This window comes from Pantoea rwandensis, assembly GCF_002095475.1.
GTDB lineage: Bacteria > Pseudomonadota > Gammaproteobacteria > Enterobacterales > Enterobacteriaceae > Pantoea > Pantoea rwandensis.
The window spans coordinates 1-21324 of the sequence record NZ_MLFR01000030.1; the positions used below are offsets into that span (position 1 = coordinate 1).

The 21324-nt window shown below is 56.0% G+C and carries 20 protein-coding genes, 3 pseudogenes and 1 riboswitch; of the genes and pseudogenes, 10 read left to right on the forward strand and 13 right to left on the reverse strand.

Annotation, left to right across the window (positions count from 1 at the left end; all coding sequences use genetic code 11):
• Positions 1–272: 272 nt before the first annotated feature.
• Positions 273–1094: a M55 family metallopeptidase gene (locus HA51_RS21720; RefSeq protein ID WP_084936655.1), complete on the forward strand. Its 822-nt coding sequence runs from the start codon at positions 273–275 to the stop codon at positions 1092–1094.
• A gap of 25 nt (positions 1095–1119) precedes the next feature.
• A complete protein-coding gene (locus HA51_RS27715; RefSeq protein ID WP_281253470.1) occupies positions 1120–1251 on the forward strand; it encodes a hypothetical protein in 132 nt (43 codons plus the stop codon).
• Positions 1252–1268: 17 nt separating this feature from the next.
• On the opposite strand, the gene HA51_RS27140 is transcribed toward HA51_RS27715, so the two are convergent.
• Complete coding sequence (locus HA51_RS27140; RefSeq protein ID WP_158087384.1) at positions 1269–1445, reverse strand: hypothetical protein; 177 nt, start codon at positions 1443–1445, stop codon at positions 1269–1271.
• A 55-nt stretch (positions 1446–1500) separates the two neighbouring features.
• Between HA51_RS27140 and HA51_RS21730 the strand changes: the two genes are divergently transcribed.
• Complete coding sequence (locus tag HA51_RS21730; protein ID WP_084936660.1) at positions 1501–2337, forward strand: fumarylacetoacetate hydrolase family protein; 837 nt, start codon at positions 1501–1503, stop codon at positions 2335–2337.
• 180 nt (positions 2338–2517) lie between these two features.
• On the opposite strand, the gene HA51_RS21735 is transcribed toward HA51_RS21730, so the two are convergent.
• The 6 genes and pseudogenes from HA51_RS21735 to HA51_RS21760 all read right to left on the reverse strand — a co-directional run bounded on the left by HA51_RS21735 (position 2518) and on the right by HA51_RS21760 (position 9098).
• Complete coding sequence (locus HA51_RS21735; protein WP_084936663.1) at positions 2518–4029, reverse strand: serine hydrolase domain-containing protein; 1512 nt, start codon at positions 4027–4029, stop codon at positions 2518–2520.
• Positions 4026–4766: an ABC transporter ATP-binding protein gene (locus HA51_RS21740; RefSeq protein WP_084936665.1), complete on the reverse strand. Its 741-nt coding sequence runs from the start codon at positions 4764–4766 to the stop codon at positions 4026–4028. Before HA51_RS21740 ends, HA51_RS21735 begins: the two co-directional genes overlap by 4 nt.
• A 3-nt stretch (positions 4767–4769) precedes the next feature.
• Entirely contained in the window at positions 4770–5597 is an 828-nt protein-coding gene (locus HA51_RS21745; RefSeq protein WP_084936668.1) for an ABC transporter ATP-binding protein, read from the reverse strand.
• Positions 5597–6495 (reverse strand): annotated as a pseudogene (locus HA51_RS21750) (ABC transporter permease). The gene HA51_RS21745 and the pseudogene HA51_RS21750 overlap by 1 nt, the downstream one beginning before the upstream one ends.
• Positions 6492–7503, reverse strand: a pseudogene (locus HA51_RS21755) (ABC transporter permease). Before HA51_RS21755 ends, HA51_RS21750 begins: the two co-directional pseudogenes overlap by 4 nt.
• Positions 7503–9098 carry an ABC transporter substrate-binding protein gene (locus tag HA51_RS21760; protein ID WP_084936671.1) on the reverse strand — a complete coding sequence of 532 codons (1596 nt, stop codon included), beginning with the start codon at positions 9096–9098 and terminating at the stop codon, positions 7503–7505. The pseudogene HA51_RS21755 and the gene HA51_RS21760 overlap by 1 nt, the downstream one beginning before the upstream one ends.
• A 199-nt stretch (positions 9099–9297) precedes the next feature.
• Here HA51_RS21760 and HA51_RS21770 point away from each other — a divergent pair, with 199 nt between their 5' ends.
• Positions 9298–10347 (forward strand): dipeptidase, encoded by a 1050-nt coding sequence (locus tag HA51_RS21770; RefSeq protein ID WP_084936677.1) that lies wholly within the window; start codon positions 9298–9300, stop codon positions 10345–10347.
• Between the two features lie 2 nt (positions 10348–10349).
• Complete coding sequence (locus HA51_RS21775) at positions 10350–11258, forward strand: LysR family transcriptional regulator (RefSeq protein ID WP_084936680.1); 909 nt, start codon at positions 10350–10352, stop codon at positions 11256–11258.
• Between the two features lie 71 nt (positions 11259–11329).
• Here HA51_RS21775 and HA51_RS21780 read toward each other — a convergent pair whose 3' ends face one another.
• Together HA51_RS21780 and HA51_RS21785 are read right to left on the reverse strand one after the other, a co-directional pair.
• Entirely contained in the window at positions 11330–12682 is a 1353-nt protein-coding gene (locus tag HA51_RS21780) for an MFS transporter (protein ID WP_084936683.1), read from the reverse strand.
• Positions 12683–12855: 173 nt separating this feature from the next.
• A complete protein-coding gene (locus HA51_RS21785) occupies positions 12856–13758 on the reverse strand; it encodes a GntR family transcriptional regulator (RefSeq protein WP_084936815.1) in 903 nt (300 codons plus the stop codon).
• A 135-nt stretch (positions 13759–13893) separates the two neighbouring features.
• On the opposite strand from HA51_RS21785, the gene HA51_RS21790 reads away from it, so the two are divergent.
• Positions 13894–14922 carry a zinc-binding alcohol dehydrogenase family protein gene (locus tag HA51_RS21790; protein ID WP_084936685.1) on the forward strand — a complete coding sequence of 343 codons (1029 nt, stop codon included), beginning with the start codon at positions 13894–13896 and terminating at the stop codon, positions 14920–14922.
• Between the two features lie 532 nt (positions 14923–15454).
• Here the strand turns inward: HA51_RS21790 and HA51_RS21795 are convergent.
• Positions 15455–16371: pseudogene (locus HA51_RS21795) on the reverse strand (nucleoside hydrolase).
• Between the two features lie 107 nt (positions 16372–16478).
• Positions 16479–16554: riboswitch (Fluoride riboswitch) on the forward strand.
• Between the two features lie 90 nt (positions 16555–16644).
• On the opposite strand from HA51_RS21795, the gene crcB reads away from it, so the two are divergent.
• A complete protein-coding gene (gene crcB, locus HA51_RS21800) occupies positions 16645–17022 on the forward strand; it encodes a fluoride efflux transporter CrcB (RefSeq protein WP_039333080.1) in 378 nt (125 codons plus the stop codon).
• 118 nt (positions 17023–17140) lie between these two features.
• A complete protein-coding gene (locus HA51_RS21805; RefSeq protein WP_084936688.1) occupies positions 17141–17938 on the forward strand; it encodes a sugar phosphate isomerase/epimerase family protein in 798 nt (265 codons plus the stop codon).
• Here the strand turns inward: HA51_RS21805 and HA51_RS21810 are convergent.
• The 3 genes from HA51_RS21810 to HA51_RS21820 form a co-directional block, all read right to left on the reverse strand.
• Positions 17935–18540, reverse strand: a complete 606-nt coding sequence (locus HA51_RS21810; RefSeq protein ID WP_084936691.1) for an alpha/beta hydrolase — start codon at positions 18538–18540, stop codon at positions 17935–17937. The two genes, HA51_RS21805 and HA51_RS21810, sit on opposite strands and share 4 nt — an antisense overlap.
• An 11-nt stretch (positions 18541–18551) precedes the next feature.
• Positions 18552–19493, reverse strand: a complete 942-nt coding sequence (locus tag HA51_RS21815; RefSeq protein ID WP_084936694.1) for a glutathione S-transferase family protein — start codon at positions 19491–19493, stop codon at positions 18552–18554.
• 98 nt (positions 19494–19591) lie between these two features.
• Complete coding sequence (locus HA51_RS21820) at positions 19592–20491, reverse strand: LysR family transcriptional regulator (protein WP_084936696.1); 900 nt, start codon at positions 20489–20491, stop codon at positions 19592–19594.
• Between the two features lie 191 nt (positions 20492–20682).
• On the opposite strand from HA51_RS21820, the gene HA51_RS21825 reads away from it, so the two are divergent.
• Both HA51_RS21825 and HA51_RS21830 read left to right on the forward strand, forming a co-directional pair.
• The gene (locus HA51_RS21825) at positions 20683–20919 is read left to right on the forward strand and encodes a ParD-like family protein (protein WP_084936699.1); all 237 of its coding nucleotides are present in this window, start codon (positions 20683–20685) and stop codon (positions 20917–20919) included.
• On the forward strand, positions 20888–21217 hold the full coding sequence (locus HA51_RS21830) for a type II toxin-antitoxin system RelE/ParE family toxin (RefSeq protein ID WP_084936702.1): 330 nt from the start codon (positions 20888–20890) through the stop codon (positions 21215–21217). Before HA51_RS21825 ends, HA51_RS21830 begins: the two co-directional genes overlap by 32 nt.
• Positions 21218–21324: the final 107 nt, after the last annotated feature.

Consider the following 21324-nt stretch of genomic DNA (forward strand, 5'->3'; position numbering starts at 1 on the left):
ATACGCACTGTTCGGTGCGGTTTTCGCCGGCTGCGCATTTATGCGTACCGGGTTAAATACGCACAGTTCGGTGCGGTTTTCGTCGGCTGCGCATTTATGCGTACCGGTTTAAATACGCACTCATTGGCTTAAGTGCGCGGCATTACGCCATTCTTGGTGCCTTTTACAGTAGCGCTTGCGGTCAGCCTGAATGCTGCCCTTGGCGTATTGTTACCCGTAGGGTCGCCATTTATGGCGACCGTGTCTCAACCCGCACGGAATTGACCTGACTTATGAAAATATTCATCTCTGCTGACATTGAAGGTATCGCGGGCGTAATGCGTCCGGAACAGTGTTCACCCGGCCATGCAGAACACCAGCTGGTGCGCGGGCTCATGGAACAGGAAGTGAATGCCGCGATTGACGGTGCGTTTGCGGGGGGAGCCACCGAAGTCGTGGTGGCCGACAGCCATGCGCAAATGACCAACCTGCGCGCGGAAAATATCGATCCCCGTGCGCGCATGGTTCAGGGCAAACCGCGCGGTTTATCGATGGTGGAAGGCATTGAGCAGCAGACATTCGATGGCTTGTTCTTTATCGGTTATCACAGTGCGGCGGGCGAACCTGGCGTGCTGGCGCATACCATTAATGGCCGCGCGTTCTGGCGAATTCACATCAACGGCAAAGTGATGGGTGAAAGCGATATCTACGCTGCTGCTGCCGCCGAACAGGGCACGCCGCTGTGGTTAGTCAGCGGCGACGACCAGCTGCAAGGCTGGATCGCCGAGCACTATCCTTCCGTCGATTACGTCTGCGTGAAACGCGCGATTTCCCACACTTGCGCCGAGTCCATCAGCCCGCAGGCCGCACAAAACGCCATTCGTGCCGCCGCCACGGCAGCGGTACAGCGCGCGCGCCAGGTCAGTACCACACGTTTGACCGCGCCGTATGAGATGCAGTTGCAGGCCAGCAAACCCGTATTAGCGGATTTGTTCAGCTTGATTCCTGGCGTGACGCGCATTGATGCCGTGACCGTAGGCTATCGTGCCGATCAGATGGGCACCTTGATCAGCCTGCTGAGTGCATTCTCCTATCTGGCCAGCACCCAGTCGTAATACCACCAGCATCGAAGGCCACTGAATGTGTAGCGACTCAATGTATTGCGCGTTAGCCAGCAGCAATACCACCAGCATCGAAGGCCGCTGGATGGGTAGCGGCGCAATGTATTGCGCATCAGCCAGCAACACTACCACCAGCATCGAAGGCCACTGAATTTGTAGCGGCGCAATTTATTGCGCATTAGCCAGCAGCAATACCCACAGCATCGAAGGGCGCTGGATGTATAGCGGTGCAATTGATTGCGCATCTTGTAACAACAATGCTGCTCCAGGAGAGCGCGATAAATCACGAGCAGCGGTGTTGAGCAAAGCATGATGCAGGTATATTCCTGGCAGGTCGTACCGCATTTCCTGCTGGCTTTTGGTAACCTGCGCGCAATTTATATATAACAACGAGGCAGTCATGCAGCTCTGCAGTTTTTATCTTATTGACCAGGAAAGAAAAAGTTACGGAATCGTGCGGGAAGAGGGCGTGATTGATGTCGGTTCGCGCCTCGGCGCGGAATGCCCGGACCTGAAATCTTTGTTACAACGCGGCGCGGTCAGCGACCTGGAAGCCTTTAGCTCACTGCCAGCGGATCACCCGTACAGCGCTATTCGCTTTCTTCCGGTAGTGGAAAATCCTGGCAAAGTGTTCTGTGTTGGCATGAACTATGCTGACAAGCGCAAAGAGTTCGCCGAGACCCTCGACGCGCCAACGCTGTTTGTGCGTTTTGCAGATTCACTGGCAGGACACGAGCAGCCGCTGCTGAAACCGGCGACCACCCAAGAGTTCGATTATGAAGGCGAACTGGCAGTGATCATCGGCAAAGCTGCCTATCAGGTTAAAGCGGCCGATGCGCTGCAACATGTGGCGGGTTACAGCTGCTTTATGGATGCCACGGTGCGTGACATGCAGTTCACCTGGTTTACCGCCGGGAAAAACTGGCAGCAGACCGGTGGATTCGGTCCGTGGATGACCACGGCGGATGAGATCCCCGATCCGCAGCAGTTGGCGATCAAAACCTGGCTGAATGAGCGTGAAGTGCAGAACGACACGACCGCCAGCATGGTGCATCCGGTGGCGAAAATCATCGAATACATTTCGGCGTTCAGCCCACTTTCACCAGGCGATGTGATCATCACTGGTTCACCGGGCGGCGTCGGTAAAAAACGCACACCACCGCTATTTATGTTCCCCGGCGATGTGATTGAAGTAGAAATTGAGAAGATCGGCCGTCTGCGTCACACCGTGGTTTAACCCAGCGCACATCTATTCGTCATGTAGACATTGCAGATGTTAAATGGATGCGCATCAATACGTGGCGGAGACATCGCGTGTTTTAAATCGATGCGCATAAATGCGCACCCTACGTGAAATGCGCAGATTTCCTGTAGGGGCGCCATTTATGGCGACCGCCTAACGCGGAATAGCGACCGCTTAACGCGTAAATATCATCACGCGGCTGCGATTCAACAGCAGCTGCACTTTGTCACCTTCGCGCGCTATCACAAAACGTTTCTCCCATGGCCCATCCTGCGCGGTGGCTAACACGCGATCGCCACCCAGTGATTGCAACGTGGCATGAATTGCCGCTGGACCAATGCCCATGATCAGCCGGTCATCCTCAATCACCATTTCACTGCGCCACGGCTGCGAAAACCAACGGCCTTGAAGCTGTTCAAGGCTGGCACTGTCTGCTTGTACCGGCATAAACCGGCGCGGTGCGTGACCGATTTCACCGACAATGGCTGCACCTTCATGACGTAGTTTGATCGGGAAAGTACTGGAGAGCGACACCGCATCACCATGCGGGTCGGCGCGCCACAGCGTTTCGCCAGCGCCAAGCCAGGTCGCCGTGACCCCTTTGATTTCCAGCCAGTCGGCGGCGTTTTCCGCCACGTATAAGCCCGGCGTCAAATCATGACCTTTCTCCGGCAGCGTGCGATTCAGCAGTGCCGCCATTATGCGTAGTGCGCTTTCTGAGGTGGTGACATCTTCGCGGTTAGCGACAATCGCCACCCCGAGTTTCAGCTCCGGATGCAACAGGAAGTAGCTCTTGTAACCCGCATGTGAACCACCATGACCAAACAGCGTCTGGCTGCCCAGCGTGGAACTGGTGATGCCCAGCCCATAGCCGCTGGTGCGACCATCACTGAGATTGCGCGGTGCAGTCAAACGTTGCAATACCCCCGCGCCCGGGCCGTTGTCCGCCAGCAGGCTTTGCAGCCAGCGCGTCAGATGTTTGACGCTGCCGGTGACGCTGCCCGAAGCGGAAAGATGTAAACCGGCGCTGGAGAGCTGCCACTGTTCGCCATTTTGCCAGTAACCCGGCACCAGTCCCGGCACGATATCGAACCAAGTTTCCGGCGCGATCAAATTGATATCCAGCGGCTCGCACACATATTGCTGCAACAGATCGTTGAACAACACGCCTTTGGCTTTGAGCGCTTCTTCTACTAAACGGTAGCCGGTGTTGGTGTAGGAAATTTCGCTACCGGGGGTGTAATTGAGTTCACCCTCTTGTGCGATGAAATCGAGTAACTCAGCAGCGCTGGTGGCGTTGTACACCGACAATCCCAGCAGCGACAGGGTTTCACGCACATCCGGCAGACCACTGCTCATATCCAGCGCCTGGCCGACGGTGATCTGGCCGTTGGCACCTGTCAGCTGCGGCAGATGCTGCACCAGCTTATCGTCCAGCTGCAGGTAACGGCGCCCTGGTCCGGTGACCAGTGCGGCAAACAGATGCTTGGTTATCGAGGCAAAACGCACCACGCTGTCGGCGCTGAACGGCGTCTGTTGCGCCAAATCGGCCAGTCCGGCGCAGTGTGTCGAGTGAATCTGATGGGCATCAAACAACACTATCGCACCACCCGGTGCGCCGGGCTGCTGCCAGCTTTGTGTTATTTGCTGTGCCACCTCTGCGGCCTGTTGCCAATTCGCGGTCATGCCGGTTCCTCCAGCGTCATGCTGAGATCAAACAGTTGAGCGGTATGCGGATGCTGGATGCGCCGCGCGCGCAAATCCTCCGCGCTCAGCTGCTCCACCATCTCACCGTGCTGCATTACCCCGATGCGCTGGCACAGATGGGTCACCACCGCGAGGTTATGCGTCACCATAATGTAGGTGAGTTTGCGTTCGCTGCGTAGATCGCTGAGTAAATTCAGGATTTCGGCCTGCACTGAGACATCAAGCGCCGAAGTGGGCTCATCCAGCAGCAGCACTTCCGGTTCGGCAATCAATGCCCGGGCTATTGCCACGCGCTGACGCTGACCGCCAGAAAGCTGATGCGGATAGCGGAAACGAACCGCAGCGGGTAAACCAACTTCACTCAGCGCCTGGCTGATGCGCTGTTCGGCGCGATCAAGCTGATGCACCAGCAACGGCTCATGCAAAATGCGGTCGATGGTTTGACGCGGGTGCAGCGAACCAAACGGGTCTTGAAACACCATCTGCACTTGGCGATAGAAAGCACGGCTGCGCTTGGCACCCAGCTCCATGCCGCCAAATTTCATGCTGCCTTGCCAGTCGGAGTTTAAGCCTGCAAGAGCGCGCAGGATGGTGGATTTACCCGAACCACTCTCGCCGACCATACCAAAGCTTTCGCCGTTAGCGACCGCAAAGCTCACGTCTTTCACCACCGTATGCGCACCGAAGGCGATACGCAGGTTATCGATTTCAATCATAAATTATTCCCGCCACGCCGCATCGCGCTGCAATACCGGTAAACGTTCGCGTGGATGTTTCAATGAGGGCAAACAGGCCAGCAATCCACGAGTATACGGGTGCTGCGCCTGCTGCAATTGTCCTGCCTCCAGCAGTTCAACGATGCGTCCGGCGTACATCACCGCCACGCGATCGCAAAAGTGCGACACCAAAGGCAGATCGTGGCTGATCAGGATCAACCCCATGCCGCGCGCGGAAACCAGATCGTCAATCAGCTTGAGGATCTCCGCCTGCACCGTCGCATCCAGCGCGCTGGTGGGCTCATCGGCGATCAGCAGTTCTGGATCCGGTGCCAGCATCATGGCAATCATCACGCGCTGACCCATGCCACCGGAAACTTCATGCGGATAGCGCTTTGCCACCGCGGCGGCATCACGAATCTTCACCTGTTCCAGCAGATCAATCGCTGCCAGCATCGCCGTTTTCCAGCTGCCGCCTTTGTGCTCGCGCCAGGCTTCCGCAATCTGCTGCCCAATGGTCATCACCGGATTGAGTGAGTATTTCGGGTCCTGCAGGATGAATCCGACGCGCTTCCCGCGAATCTGGCGCAACACTTTCTCGCTGGCACCGCGCAGGTCGATACCGTCAAAACGCAATACGTCGGCGGTGACTTCCGCATTACCCGGCAGCAACTGCATCAGGCAGCGTGCGGTCAGGGATTTACCGGAACCGCTCTCGCCCACGATGGCGAACTTCTCGCGGCCCACGCTAAAACTGACGCCGCGTACCGCTTCAAAGGTTTCCGTGCGACTGCGAAAGGCAATGCGCAGGTTTTCAATTTCCACCAGCATTAGCGCTCCTTAGGATCCAGCACGTCACGCAGACCGTCGCCGAGAAAGTTAAACGCCAGTGAGGTCAGGAAAATGGCGATGCATGGCATCAGCGGCACCCACCATTCGCTGAACAGGAAACGACGTGCGGTAGCAATCATCGTGCCCCATTCAGGTGACGGCGGCTGCGCGCCCATCCCCAGAAAACCGAGGCTGGCGGCGGTGATGATGATGGAACTCATATCGAGCGTGACGCGCACAATCAGGCTCGGCACGCACAGTGGCATGATGTGGCGCAGGATAATGCGCAACGACGAGGCACCGGTGAGTCGGCTGGCGGCGATAAAATCGCTGTGACGGAACTGCATGGTTTCGGCACGTGCCAGACGCGCATAAGGGGGCCAGGCGGTTAAGGCAATTGCCAGAATCGCGCTCTCCACACCAGGTTTCAGCGCGGCCACAAACGCCAGCGCCAGGATCAAACGCGGAAAAGCGAGGAAGATGTCGGTAATACGCATCAGCGTCTTATCCACAATGCCACCCGCGTAGCCCGCGATACAGCCAATCAGCAGGCCGAGCGGGGCGGTGAGCAGCACCACGGCGATCACCATGCCGAGCGTGGTACGTCCGCCATAGATAATGCGCGTCCAGACATCTCGGCCGAGTTCATCCGTGCCGAGCCAGTGCGCGGCAGAAGGTAGCGCCAGGCGGTTTTCCAGATGCTGTGTGCCAGGGTCAAACGGCGTCAGCACGGGGCGAACAGCGCCAGCAATAACATAACGGCGATGACTGCCAATCCAGCCATCGCCAGCGGGTTGCTGCGCAGGCTGAGCCACAAGCGATAGCGTCGGCCCCACACCGCCTGACGGCGATTGGCTGGCGTATCGTCCAGCAGCCAGTCACGAGAGAAGAAGATCATTTTACGCGCGGGTCCCAAAGTCGATAAAGAAGGTCAGCCAGCAGATTTAGCAGCACATACAAGGTGCCGACCAGCAGCGTGGCACCGACCACCGGGTTCATGTCGGCGTTCATCAGCGAGGTAGTGAGATACTGTCCGAGGCCAGGCCAGGAGAAGACGTTTTTCGGTGACGACCGCGCCCTCCAGTAATCCGGCGTAGGTCAGCGCCAGCACTGTCACCAATTGCACTGCCACGGTAGGAAAGGCATGCCGCCAGATCACCCGGCGCGATGACAGCCCTTTAGCTCGCGCGGTGATCACGAACTCGCCGCTCAAGGCGTTCAGCATAAAGGTTCGCGTCATACGCGTGATGTAGGCCATGCTGAAGTAGGCGAGGATCAGCACCGGCTGCGCCATGTGTGCCAGCGCATCCCAGAAGGCGTCGGTTTCACCCGCGAGCAGTGAGTCGATGGTGAGAAAGCCAGTGACCTGCGGCACCATATCCTGCCAGATGATGTCTTGTCGCCCTGGGCCGGGAGCAATCCCCAACACCGCGTAGAACACCAGCAGGCTTAGCAGTGCCAGCACAAATACCGGCAGTGAATGCCCCGCCAGGCACACCACGCGGATGGTCTGATCGACCCATGTGTTTTGTCGCACTGCCGCCCAGACACCCAGCGGAATACCGACCAGCGCAGCGATAATAATCGCCGCTGTCGCCAGTTCCATGGTGGCGGGGAAGAAGCGCGCAATATCGGTGGTCACCGGATTTGAGGTGAGAATCGATTTACCCAAATCGCCATGCAGCAGCTGATTCAGATAGTGGCCGAACTGAATGTACAGGGGCTGATCCAGCCCCATTTCAATGCGCACGCGATCCACCACGGACTGCGGTGCGTTATCACCCACCGCCGCCAGCACCGGATCGGTGGGCATCACTCGACCAATAAAGAAGGTCAGCACCGACAGACCAAACAGCGTCAGCACCAGGCTTCCCAGGGTGCTGACGATTTTCTTCAGTAAAGGCATCAGGCTTTTTTCACCTGATCGTATGGCCACTGCTCCAGCACTGTCATGTGCACATCCGCGATGTTTTTGCCGCAGGCGACATTCTTGGTCTTCTGCATCATGTAGATGAACGGACTTTTTTCGCGGCCTAGCTGCTGAATCTGCTGATAGAGCGCAATACGTTTTGCCGGATCGGGTTCGTGCAGCGCCTGCTCGGTGAGTTTATTGAACTCTTCATCTGACCAGCTGCAGCGCCATGCCAGCGTACGGCTGCGGGCATTTTCGCTGTTGTCGGTGTTGACGCAGAAGGCTTCGGTGTTGGAGTTGGGATCGAAATAGTCCGCGCCCCACACGGTCAGTGCGAGCTGATGCTGACGCGCACGCATCTTAGTCAACACCTGGCGGTTTTCGGCGGCAATCAATGACACCTTGATGCCAATGGCGCCCAGTTGGGTCTGGATCGCCTGAGCGATATCGGGGTACGGCTGCATTGAGTAGTGGTCGAGGGTGATCTCGAATCCATTGGGATAACCCGCTTCCGCCAGCAGTGATTTGGCTTTCGCCACGTCTTTGTGGAAGGGTGTGTCATCCAATGCCGCCGGGAAGCCGCTTGGCAGGAAGCTTTGATGGGTAATAAAGCTCATCGACAGAATGTTTTTCTGGATGCTGTCATAGTCCAGCGCCCACTTCAGGGCTTGCCACACCTGCGGCTTTTTCAGGTATTCATTATTGGTGTTGCATGACATCAGCATGATGGCTGACAGCGACTGATTGACCAGCGACACGTTGCTGTCGTTCTTCACCTGCAACAGCTGCTCGGTGGTGAGATCGTAGGCCGCATCGACATCCCCTTTCTTCACCATCAACGCCTGGGCTGCCGGGTCAGTGATGTGCTTCAGGATTACGCGCTTAATCTTGCTCTGCGCAGCATATTGCGGGCTCAGTTCCAGAATCACCGTTTCGCTGGCTTTCCAGGTGCGCAGGGTGAAAGCACCTGAACCGGCGCTGTGCTGTTTCAGCCACGCATTACCGAAGTCGTTGTTTTGCTGGTTGGCTTCACAGGCTTTCTTCGACACGATGCTGCCGACGGTGGCGGAGAGGCAATACAGCAGGAAGGTTTCGGCTGCTGGCGCACCCAGTTTCATCTCCACGGTATGCGCGTCTTTCGCGGTAACTAACTGCGTCACATTGTCTTTGGTAAAGCCAAACTGGTTGATGATAAAGGCCGGGCTTTTATCCAGCTTAACGATGCGCTCAATCGAATAGGCGACATCTTCTGCCGTCAGCGCTGTGCCATCGGCGAATTTAGCTGCCGGGTCAAGGTGGAAGGTGTAGGTGCTGTTATCACTGCTCACATCCCAGCTTTTTGCTAACTGGCCCATCACCTTGTCGGCTTTTTGTGGATCGGGCGTGACCAGGCGCTGATACATATTGCCGCAGATCTGGCCGCCGGTGGCTTCAAAACTTTCATGTGGATCAAGGCTGGTGATGTTGTCCAACTGCATCGCCATCACGAACATACTCGGCGGCGTATCAGCGAAGGCGGTATTGAGACTCAGATAGGAAAAAGCAGGGACGGCGGCGCATCCTGCGAGAAAACGTCTTCTGGTTACCATGACAACTCCAAGTTATTGATTATTAAAATTAAATTTATTTATTTTGCTGTTTTTTGTCTTGACTTTCCCGCTGTGCGAGAGGATTAATAATGGGATTAAGCCATTTGTTTCATGCGTAAAGACTTGCCTCTTTTTGGTGCAATTTGCCCCGCCAGCTGGCAGCGCTTGCGCTTTCTCCCGAATATGGAACCGATAAAACATGTCTGACATCTTCAACATTCCGGTCTTTGACGGTCACAACGATGTGCTCAACAAACTCTGGCAGCACCATAAGCCTGACGCAGTGCGGGCCTTCATGCAGGGCACTGGACGCGGTCAGATGGATCTTCCCCGTATCCGCCAAGGAAATATGGTAGGTGGGATATTTGCCACTTGGGCGCCGTCTCACCCTTTGATTGCAAAAAGTGCGCCAGACCTCGCAAATTTTCCTCAGGAAATTATTGGCGCTGCGCGCGATGCCACTTTTTCGATGCTGGCGCTGCTGCTGCGGATTGAGCAGGCCTCTGAAGGGCAAGTGAAAATTTGTCGCAGCGTGCGCGATATTCGTGACTGCATGGCAAAGGGCGTGCTGGCGGTGGTGATGCACGTGGAAGGGGCGGAAGCGTTGGATACCGATGGCGAATTGCTGGATATCCTGTATGCCAGCGGCCTGCGTACGCTGGGGCCGTTATGGAGTCGTTCGAATCAGTTTGGTGAGGGTGTGCCGTTCCTGTATCCGTCATCGCCGGATGTCGGCAACGGTTTAACGGCGGCGGGTAAACAGCTGGTGCGTGACTGTAATCAGCGCCGCATCATGGTTGATCTGTCGCACATGGATGAGAAGGGCTTCTGGCACACGGCGGAGATCAGCGATGCACCGCTGGTGGCGAGCCACTCTAATGCCCATGTGATTAGCGCCCAGTCGCGCAATCTCACCGACCGCCAACTGGCAGCGATCAAGGAAACCCACGGCTTTGTTGGCGTGAACTTCGCCGTACCTTTCCTGCGTGAAGATGGCGATCGTCATGCGCCGACCACGGTGGATGCCATCGTGCAGCACGTAGAGTATCTGCTGGAAAAAGTCGGTGAAGAGGGCGTGGGCTTTGGTTCCGATCTGGATGGCGCCACCATGCCGGGTGACATGAAAGATGTGGCGGGCTTCCCGCTGGTGGTGAATGCGCTGGCGGCGCGCGGTTATACGCGTGAACTGTTGGAAAAAATTTGTCACGGCAACTGGTTGCGCGTGCTCGAAGCGACCTGGGGCGAGTAGCGATGCGATTGCGACACATTGAAGTTTTTCAGGCCATTGTGCAGACCGGCAGCATCAGTGCGGCGGCGCGCTTGCTCAATGTGTCGCAGCCGAACGTGAGTCGCGTCTTGACGCATGCCGAGCAACAGCTGGGTTTTGCCCTGTTTGAGCGTCGTGCGCAGGGTATGGTGGTCACCGCAGAAGGTCGGCGTTTGCTGCCGGAAGTGGAAGATCTCTACCAGCGTTTACACTCCATCACCCAACTTACCGAGCAGTTGCGGCGCGGCGAGGGGCAAACGGTGCGTGTGGGTGCCGCACACGCTTTTGGTCAGATGGTGTTAGCGCCCGCGTTGGTGAGTTGGCGGCAGCAGGCTGCATCGGTGAGCGTGGAGTTGGTGACCGAGCACTTCAGCACGCTGTGCCAGATGATTATGGACAATCAGCTCGATTTCGCGCTGGTGTTTGGTCAGCAGGTAGATGCCGATCTGCTGGCGGAACCGTTGTTTCAATCGTCGATGGTGGCGTTATTGCCACAGCATCACACGCACAATGAGCCCGCCACGCTGGAGTGGCTGTGCGCCAACAATCTATTGATGATGCAGAACCAAGACCCGCTTGGCCGCGTGCTGCACCGCGCATTGCGTGATAAGGGCCTGGACCCGGCGGTGTCGCTGTCGATAAAAACCTACTCGGTGATTGCCGATATGGTGCTGGCGGGGGGTGGTGTTGGCGTGGTGGATCTGTTTACCGCCTGCCGCTATGCCGACCAGCTGAAGTTGTTGCCGGTGGCACAGCCGCTGCCGTTTGAAGTGATGCTGATTAGCCGCCGCGACCAGCCACAGTCGCAGTCGACGTTGCAGTTGAAACAGGTGATTCGCAATAAGCTGTGGGAGATCGCGCGACAGTGTGAAACGCGTTTTTTTACCCTTTAACGGATCGCGCAATAAATTGCGCCGCTACAAAGTTATGCACTTTGCCGTAGCGGCGCGATTCATCGCGCTATTTAAACCCCATCAGTAATCGGTTTACGTACCAGCAGCAAATACGCCAGCGCACCCACCACGGTCACACCGGCACAAATCATCAGCGCCAGGCTGAACGATTTGGTGGTATCCAGCACCCAACCGGTGATCACCGGTGCGAACGAGGCGAAGACAAAGCTGGCGAAGTTCTGGATGCTGCCCACGGAAGCGGTCATACGCGCGGTGACGTTAGCGTGAATCAAGCCCCAGCAAGATGTTCCTGCAAAGTGAATGCAGAACAGCGCCATGCCAATCAGCGTCACGGCACTGGTGGTGTCTGTCGCACGGGTGACGAGAGTGGTAAAGGCGGCAGACAGCAGCATGCCGCTGACAATCGATACCTTACGCACTTTCACGGCATCCATTCCACGACGCACCAGCGCATCCACCACATAGCCGTTCAGTAGCATGCCCGCTGCGCCAAACAGGAAAGGAATCGCTGCCAGCAAGCCGGTGCTTTTCAGATCCAGATGATAGGTCGATTGCAGATAACCCGGCAGCCAGGCGATGTAGAGCCATGCAGTGTAGTTAATTCCGCTGAAGCCAATCATCATGCCCCACATGGTGCGCTGCTTGAACAGACCGCGCCACTCAGCAAAGCTCAGCGGCTCTTTGCGTGACGCCACGCTGCCCGCTTGCAGATAGTGAATCTCTTCACCGCTCAACTTGCTGTTATCGCGGTTGCGATACATCACATACCAGCCAATGGCGAGGAACATCCCGAGCACGCCGATAGTGACGAACATGCCGCGCCAACCCATCACCAGCATCATGGCTGCCAGAATCGGTGGCGCAATCGACAGACCAATCATCGATGCGGCGTTAAACATGCCCATTGGCATGCCGCGATCTTTGATGTTGAACCAGTCATTGATTACCTTAACGCCGCACGGGTTCATCGGTGCTTCACCGATGCCCAATCCGATACGTACCAGCACAAACTGGGTGAAGTTATGTACCAGACCTGCCGCTGCCTGGAACAGTGACCAGACAAACATACCCAGTGCCAGCATGATACGCGGCCCTTTACGGTCCAGCAGCGCGCCACAAGGCAACTGAGCCAGGCCGTAAGCCAGCGAGAATGCCGAGAGCAGCACACCAATCTCGGTGGCGGATAAACCCAGCTCTCCACGAATGGTCATGTTCGCCACTGACAGTGAGCTACGATCGAGATAGTTGATGATGGCAGCAAACAGCAGCAACAACATGGCGGTAAGCTGAATCTTCTTGATGCGCGGCGAGCGCACCACATCGCCGCGTGCTGGAACAAAATCTTGTCCCTCGGCAGCCGGTGTTGGCGCGGTATCACGACCACGTGCGGATGTATTTTCCATTGCAACCTCCCAGGTATGGGGTACTTATCGTTATTAAGTGTTGGGATCCTGCGGCAGCGAAACGGTGCTGCCACAATGGATTGCTTTGGAGACTAGAAGTAAACCGATCGGGATGTTGCGAGGATGTTTCAGATTCGTGCGGACGCTTATGCTTTGTGGTTTTTAATCGGTTTTTAATTGTACTGACGAATGCAGCGGATCATGGATGACTTCGCCGTACCAAGGTGGCTGTGCAACGCGCATAATGCTTCCACATCTTGGCGGCTGATTAACGCCGTTAATATCGCCATATGCTCCTCCAGCGCCACAATATTACGCTGCTTCAGATCTGCCTCATCCCATTGATAATGCGAATGAAAAATAACAGAGATGATTTCAAGCGACTGATTGAAAAAAGGATTATTGGCGGCCGATAAAATCAGCGTATGCATCTCCTTATCCAAGGCGGCAAAGTGACGATAATTACTGGCAATGGTGTCACGCATTGCCCGATGACGATCCAGCAGATCACGCGCCTGAATCCAGCGCTCATCCTGTGAAGGGAGATTCAAAAATCGAGTAAGCGCATGAGTTTCAAGCATTTCACGTAGCTCAAACAAGTTCTCTGCATATTGTTGGTCAAATTTCTTCATGCGCCAGTGGCCGCGTTTAGTCGGCTCCAACAAGTCATAGCGCATAAAACGGAGCAGAAACTCGCGAACCACCACCGGGCTAGCTTTCACTTGTTGGGCTAACTGCAGTTCACTAAAGCTGTCACCTGGCATCAGCTGACGCTGGTTGATCAAGTTAAAAAAGGTCTGTTCAAATTGCAGTGCTTGTTGATCAATAGGTGGGGTTAATGCACTAAAACCATCTTCTTCGCCGGGATCACGCACGATAACGTAGGTATCTTCCACCTTACCCAGAACGCCACGCTCATGCAGATGCTGCAACGTGTGGCGCACGGTGGTTCGGCTGATGTTGAACATTTCAGCCAGTGCCGCTTGGGGCGGCAACGGAGAACGGATGTGTCGTTTGGCAATGCCTTCCAGCATTTGATTAATCACGTTCTGACGTAAATTCTGGCTTCGGCTCATCGGGTTATCCGGTTTTTTATTCATTAAAAACCATACAAAGCCCAAAAAAATTGGTCTGCCTCACAGTTCGTGATGTGTAAAAAGCGGTTATCAGCGATTTTCGCCATAACTGCGACATCAGCACAGGAGAAGCCCATGACAACGATGAAAACCCTGGTGGTTGCCGAACCACGCAATATGGTGTGGCAGCAGCGAGAGAAACCTAAGCCCGCTGCACACGAGGTTCTGATTAAACCGATTACCGCTGGGATTTGCGGCACGGATATTCACGCTTGGGCGGGCAATCAGCCGTTTTTCAGTTATCCGCGGGTGTTGGGCCATGAACTCTGTGGTGAAGTGGTGGAGCCGGGGCGCGGCGTCAGCGAATTTACGGTTGGTCAACGTGTGGCGCTGATTCCTTATGTATCATGTCAGCAATGCGATGCATGCCTGAGTGGGAAGACCAACTGCTGTGAAAATATCTCGGTAATTGGTGTACATCAGGATGGCGGATTCTGCGAATTCCTCAGCGTGCCCGCCAGCAACCTGTTGGCGGTTGATGGAGTGGCGCCGGAAGCGGCGGCACTGATTGAACCTTTTGCTATCAGTGCGCATGCGGTACGTCGTGCCGCAGTGGTGGCTGATGAGCAAGTGCTGGTGGTGGGTGCCGGGCCGATTGGTCTGGGCGTAGCGGCAATTGCCGCCGCCGCGGGTGCGCAGGTGGTGGTGGCCGATACCAGCGAACCCCGGCGTGCGCATGTGGTAGACAAGCTCGGACTCGCGACCATCAACCCGATGGCAGAGGATTTCGAAGCCACGCTGCGTGCCGAGTTTGGTGGGCGTCTGGCGGCGAAAGTGATTGATGCCACCGGCAGCCCGGCAGCGATGAACGGTGCGGTGAAGCTGATTCGTCATGGCGGCACCATTGTGTTTGTCGGACTGCATAAAGGCGATTTGGTGATCCCAGATATTGAGTTCCACAAACGCGAAACCACCTTGATGGGCAGCCGCAATGCCACGCACGAAGATTTCGCAAAAGTCGGCGAATTGATGGCGAGTGGGCAGCTGCGTGCCGACATCATGCTGAATCGTCATTATGATTTTTCTACTTTGGCGGAGACCTTTGAGGCAGAGGTGATTAACAATCGTGAGTTAATTAAGGGCGTGATTCATTTCACGAGGTAGTCGGTGCGCATCACTGCGCACGGATGGGGGCCAGAGCACCTCTGCAGCTGCCGGGCCGTCCTCGCGCCGCTGACGCGGTGCCTTCGGCTTCCACGTCGTGCCTACGGACCGTTCGGGTAAGGCCATCCAGGCCAACCCGAACTGCCAGTCGCCTCCCTGCGCCTGGCTCCTGGCCCAACGTAAAAGCCTCAGCGCTGCGGATAGCCCTTGCAGCAGCATAGGCGCTCTGGCCTCAATCATCGTGCCGTTTTTGACAACACTCACTGAAAGTTCAGAGCAGGCTGGTGCCGTTCCGGGGCAGGCAATCCGCAGCGCTGAACGGAAAGAGTCTGCCAGGAGAGCCCGCAGGACGCGGGCGAAAGGCTGGGCTGACACATGGATGTGGCATCCCAGCCGGTCCGTCAGGCAGACGAATGAAGTGAAGGTACCGCGTTAGCGGCGCGAGGACAGCCAGCCCCGGAACGGTACCAGACTGCGTTATCACCCGTCGCTTAGCTGGCAAGCATTACGCCATTGATAGCGATCATCAATCTCATGCCCGCAATGTGGCAAAAAAGTGTTCCCGTACCGCTTCGGCATCCACGCCGAGGCACAAGCGCTGCGGGCGGAGTCCGGCAAACGGATCTTCGCGTGAGGCGAGGGCGCTAAGGCGTCGTACCGTTTGACCGCAGCTGATGCCTTCCGTTATTACTCGTACTGGCGCTTCGGTCACGGTGAACGCTTGCGGTAATGCCAGCCATGACAGCGTTAAGGTGTCATGCAGCGCCATGCCATCAAACCCCTCTTTTGCAGGCTGTAGGCCAGATAAGGACGGCAAATGGCGCTCAGCACTGGCTGATTTAACTGCCGCACTTCATCACCTGTAATCAGTACCTTGTGCGTGACATCTAGCGGCAATACGACAACCGGCAGCGCCGAAGCCAGCACCTGATCGGCGGCATGCGGATCCTTCCAGATATTGAACTCCGCAAACGGCGATACGTTGCCGGAATGGCCGTCGGTGCCAAAGGCGCCGCCCATAATCACCAGTTCGTTCACCAGTGGGATAATATCTGGAGCCAGGTTAATGGCGCTGGCGATATTGGTGAGTGGACCAATCGCCACGATGGTGATGGCATGGGGCTGCGCGCGCACGCTATCAATAATGAACTGCACCGCGCTGGGCGCATCCTCGCTGTGCGTATTCTCGAAGGCATCCCCTAATCCATCCAGGCCGTGCAGCGTGGCGGGCGCAGAAGGGGCCAACGCCAGCGGCCGCGAGCAACCGCGATACACCGGTGCTTCAATCCCCATCTTCTGGCAAAACAGTCGGGCATTTTTCACCGCCTGGCCCACCGCCACATTACCGAATACCGTAGTGATACCCAGCAGCTGCTGAGTTTTAGCCGCATAGGCCAGCGCAAAAGCGTCATCCACGCCAATATCAGTATCAAAAATCAGGGTACGCATCGGGATCTCCTCTCTTATGATGATTCTCACGTTAAAACATAATGGTGTGCAAAGGTAAGCCAATTGTTGCCTGATATTGTCACCCCCGCTGCGCCAGCGTATTATCGTGCCGCTAAGGTGATGGCGTGCCACCTTCCCCAACCGCCGTTCTGGAAACAGACGGCTGATGACGCCTGACAACACTCGTATCCCTGCGCGGGAGACGGCGGTGTGTCAGGTGTTTTTCTGTCCTGCCGCGGCCCTGCGCGTAACTCATTTCAGGAGCTCCAAAGTATGTTGAAGTCGTTACTGGCTGTTGTGCTCGGCGGTGCCGTGGGCTGCTCGCTGCGCTGGCTGATTTCCCTGCGGTTCAACGCGCTGTTTCCTAACCTGCCACCGGGCACGTTAATGGTGAATCTGGTCGGCGGGTTTATCATTGGCGCCGCACTGGCGTTTTTTGTCCGCAATCCGCATATCGACCCTTTCTGGAAACTGCTGATCGTCACCGGTTTATGCGGGGGCTTAACCACCTTCTCCACCTTTTCAGCGGAAATTGTCGGTCTGCTGCAAACCGGTAAATATCTCTGGGCAATGTCGAGCGTGATGGTGCACGTGATTGGCTCGCTGCTGATGACCTTCGCCGGATTTGCCGTGGTTAACCTGCTGGGATAAAAGCCCGACGCATCACGGGCTTGAAATAACTCCGAAGAGGTAGATACTGGTCGGTGTTCTGTGTGCGTGACAAACAGAACCTGTCACCGATTTATCCGGACGATTAAGGAGCCCGTTGATGCGAAGTAACCCCAAATTCCTTAACCTGGTGTTGTTAAACGGTGAACCTGAGCAGAAGTTGCGTGCCGCACAGGCGGCTGGTTTTGACCAGGTTGAGATCTGGCGGGAAGATGTCGAGGCCAACACTGCACCGTTGGCTCAGCAGTTAACGCTTGGTTTTACCAATCTGCAGGTGCTGCGCGACTTCACCGGTGCGCCGGATCGCGAACGTTTACAAAAACGCGAAGAACTGCGTCAGTTTATCCACATTGCCCAGTCCATTGGCTGCGACACCATTCAGGCACCCGCCACCACGCGTGAAGATTGCGTGGCTGAGCGTATCGATGAAGATCTACGTTGGATGGCTTCCGAAGCTGCACGGCATAACATGCGCATCATGTACGAACCGATGGCGTGGTGCAGCGTCGATAATACCTTGCCGCTGGCGTGGCAGCGTTTGCAGCGTCTGGATCAGCCCAACATCGGGCTGGTGGTCGATCTGTTCCATATCTGTGCGTTAGGCGGTGATGCGTCGCAGCTGGATGGCATTCCTGCCGATCGTATTTACGAAGTGCAACTGTGCGATATGGCCGAGATGCCGCCGCAAGCGAAGGGCGCACTCAGCGATTATGCGCGCCACCAGCGTTTACTGCCCGGCGACGGCATTATCGAGGTAGAACGCTTTGTCGATAAGTTGAAGAGTGGCGGTTATAGGGGGCCGGTCGGCATTGAAGTGTTTAACGATGGGTTAAAAGCGCAGCCGCCGGAAGTGGCCGCGCAAAAAGCCTGGCAAGCGTTAAACCGCTATTGGCCCTAATCCTGCAAACACTGGGCGATGAATGTGGCCGCCTGCATCGCACCCTGTGAGGAGATGGTGTGGCCGGTGGCGGCTTCATAGCGTGCTTCCACGGTGACGCCCGCGGCTTGCAGGCGCTGTGTTGCAGACTCACTTTCGCTATAAGGGATCACGCTATCGGCCTTACCATGAATTAGCAGGGCAGGAATATGTGCCTTGGGTGTTAATGTGCCGTCAAAGGACAATCGTCCGGAAAACGCCACCACCCCCGCCAGCGGATAACGACCGGATGCCAGTGCGTCCAGCGCCATGATCGAACCCTGAGAAAAGCCCACCAAAATCAGCTTATCCCACGCGTCAGCCATACCGTGCTGTACCATCAGTTGCTGCAACGTCTCATCGAAGGCTGCGCGCGCTTCACGCACGCGAGCCGGACGATTTTCTGCGGTAATGCCCGTCAGGCTAAACCACTGGTAGCCCATCGCATGTTCAAACGGATAGGGCGCATTCGGCGAGGCAAAAGCCACATCCGGCAGCAGACTGGCCCAGTGCTGACCGAGCACCGCAAGGTCATCGCCATTACTGCCGACACCGTGTAAAAAAATCACTAACGCTTTTGCCATGCCACTGCTCCTTATAATCCGTAATCCGCCATATCCGGGCCAACCGGCACAATCCCATTCGGGTTCAGCGCTTTAATCGAATAGTAACCCTGTTTGATATGGTCGATGTTTACTGTCTGACGCACACGCGAAACCGCCAGCATACTCTTCAGATAGCGATCGAGCAGCGGATAGTCGCGCAAGCGGCGCAGATTACATTTGAACAGGCCGTGATAGGCGACGTCAAAACGCACCAGCGTCACGAACAAGCGAATATCGGCTTCGGTCAGGCGCTCGCCGAGCAGGAAGGTGCGGCCATCTTTCAGACGCTGTTCAAGTTCATCCAACTGGCTGAATACGTCATTAAACGCCTGCTGGTAGCTCACCTGGGTGGTGGCAAAACCAGTGCGGTACACGCCGTTATTCAAACGCGGATAGACCGATTCGTTGATCGCGTCGATCTCTGAGCGAAGATCCTCTGGATAAAGATCGAGGCTGCTGTCGGCCAGATCGCCAAAACCGCTGTTCAGCATGCGCAGGATGTCAGCTGACTCATTGTTCACGATGGTCTGGGTCTTTTTATCCCACAGCACAGGCACCGTCGCGCGGCCGGTAAAATCGGCATCGGCGCGGGTATATATCTCGTGGATGTATTCGGCTTTATTGAGCCAGTCACGGTCAGAACCGGGATAATCACCGAAGTGCCACCCTTGTGCGCCTAACTGCGGCTCCACCACGGAGACGCTGATGACGTTTTCCAACCCTTTCAGACTGCGCGCCACCAAGGTGCGCGAGGCCCATGGGCAAATCAGTGCCACATACAGATGATAGCGATCCGGCTCGGCGGCAAATTCGCTGGAGCCGTCTGCGGTGATCCAGTGGCGAAAACTGGACGTTTGACGGACAAATCCGCCCTGTTTATCGGTGGCTTGAACCGGATGCCACTCTGCGCTCCACTTACCGTTTACCAACATCGCTCTACTCCTCTGTGGTGAGGAGACCAGCATAACGCGCTGCTGGTTAGGTGATAATCCGGGCAAAATGGCTTTCATTGCTTCCAAAATGGAAGGAATTAGCCGGGCGGGTGCTGCTGAAAATGATCGGCGAGGAAATCAATCAGTAAGCGAGTTTTCTGCGCCAGATGGCGAGCGGGGGGATAGAGGGCAAACAGCCCCATCGGCGGCGTAGCGAAGTTATCCAGCAACGAGACGATTTCACCGCGTTGCAATGCCGGTGCGGCAATAAAACCGGGCAAACGGGCGATGCCCAATCCGGCGATCGCCGCCTGCAAGCAGGCCTCCGTGTTGGAAAAACAGAGGCGGCCACGAATTGGCATGCTCACGCTATCGCCGCACGGCGTGACAAACGGCCAGTGCCAGGGATCGCGGAAATTGGTGTCGCTGATGCACTGGTGTGTGGCTAAATCGCGCCAATGCTGGGGGGTGCCCTGTTGCAACAGGTAACCCGGCGAGGCGGCTACGCGAATCGGCACATCGCCCAAACGGCGCGCAATCAGACTGCTGTCATCCAGCTTGCCAATGCGAATTGCCATATCAAAGCCTTCATCGACGATGTTAACTGCACGATCGGAGAAATTCACATCCAGTTCAATCAACGGATAGTGGCGCGCAAATGCCACTAATACGCTGGCAAGCACCGCGGTGCCAAAGGTGCCGGGCGCACTAATTTTCAGGCGGCCGGTCGGCGTGGTGGCGCTTTCGCGTATCGTGGCGTCCAGTGCGTCAAAGGCATCCAGCAGCGTTTTCACCCGCTCGTAATACGCTCGTCCAACTTCCGTGGGCGACAAGGCACGCGTGCTGCGTTTGAACAGCTGCACCCCCAGTTCCTGCTCCAGCCGTGATACTAGCTTCGACGCCTGCCCGCTGCTGGTGCCAAGGCGCTCCGCGGCACCGGCAAAACTGCCGACTTCCAGCACGGCAACAAACATGCGGTCACAATCGAGACGATCCATGGCGGTTCCTGAGCAGCGAAAAGGGTGAGTATACACACTCGTTAATGATCAACGGTAAATCGTGTTGCCATCATAAATTGCTAAATGCGACAAAATGTCGCACAATTTCATCTGCTGTACGTCAAGCAATGACGTATTGATAGTACACCCTCACCACACCGTCGCGGGTGGCGACAACAAGAGGTTTATATATGGCAACCAGCATTCGCTTAGACGATGATTTCGTTGAAGATGTGAGAACACATGCCGAAGCAATGAGTCGCAGCGTGCCTAAACAGATTGAGCACTGGGCCAAGATTGGTCGCATAGCAGAGGATAATCCCGATCTGACGTTCTCATTCATCAATGAGATCTTACTGGCTAAAGCAGAAATGGATAACGGCAAGGTCAAAAAATATGTGCGCAGAAAAGACCGGACAGGAAGTTGAAGTATATCAAACAGGTCGTTTTGAGAAGGCTTTTAACCGCCTGACGGAACAGGACAAGGAGGGTGTTGATGAAGAGATTGATCGCATCATTGCGAACCCAGAGATAGGCGAACGCAAGAAAGGTGATCTGAGCTATCTCTGGGTGCACAAGTTTTACTTGGGTAAGCAGCAATATCTGTTGGGTCACCGCTGGGTCGACCAGAGACTGGAGATCTATCTTCTGAGTCTCGGTACACATGAAAATTACTATGATGATCAGAAGCAACACCGCAAAAACGATCTGAAGTTCATTGGCTAGCAGAGTCGCTTCCTTAAGCGGTGGAAGCGTCCGTTCCAATCCTAAACTCCCCTCGGCGAGATTCCTGCAAATAGATTGTCGATGTACATTCAGTGCGCCGCCTCTTT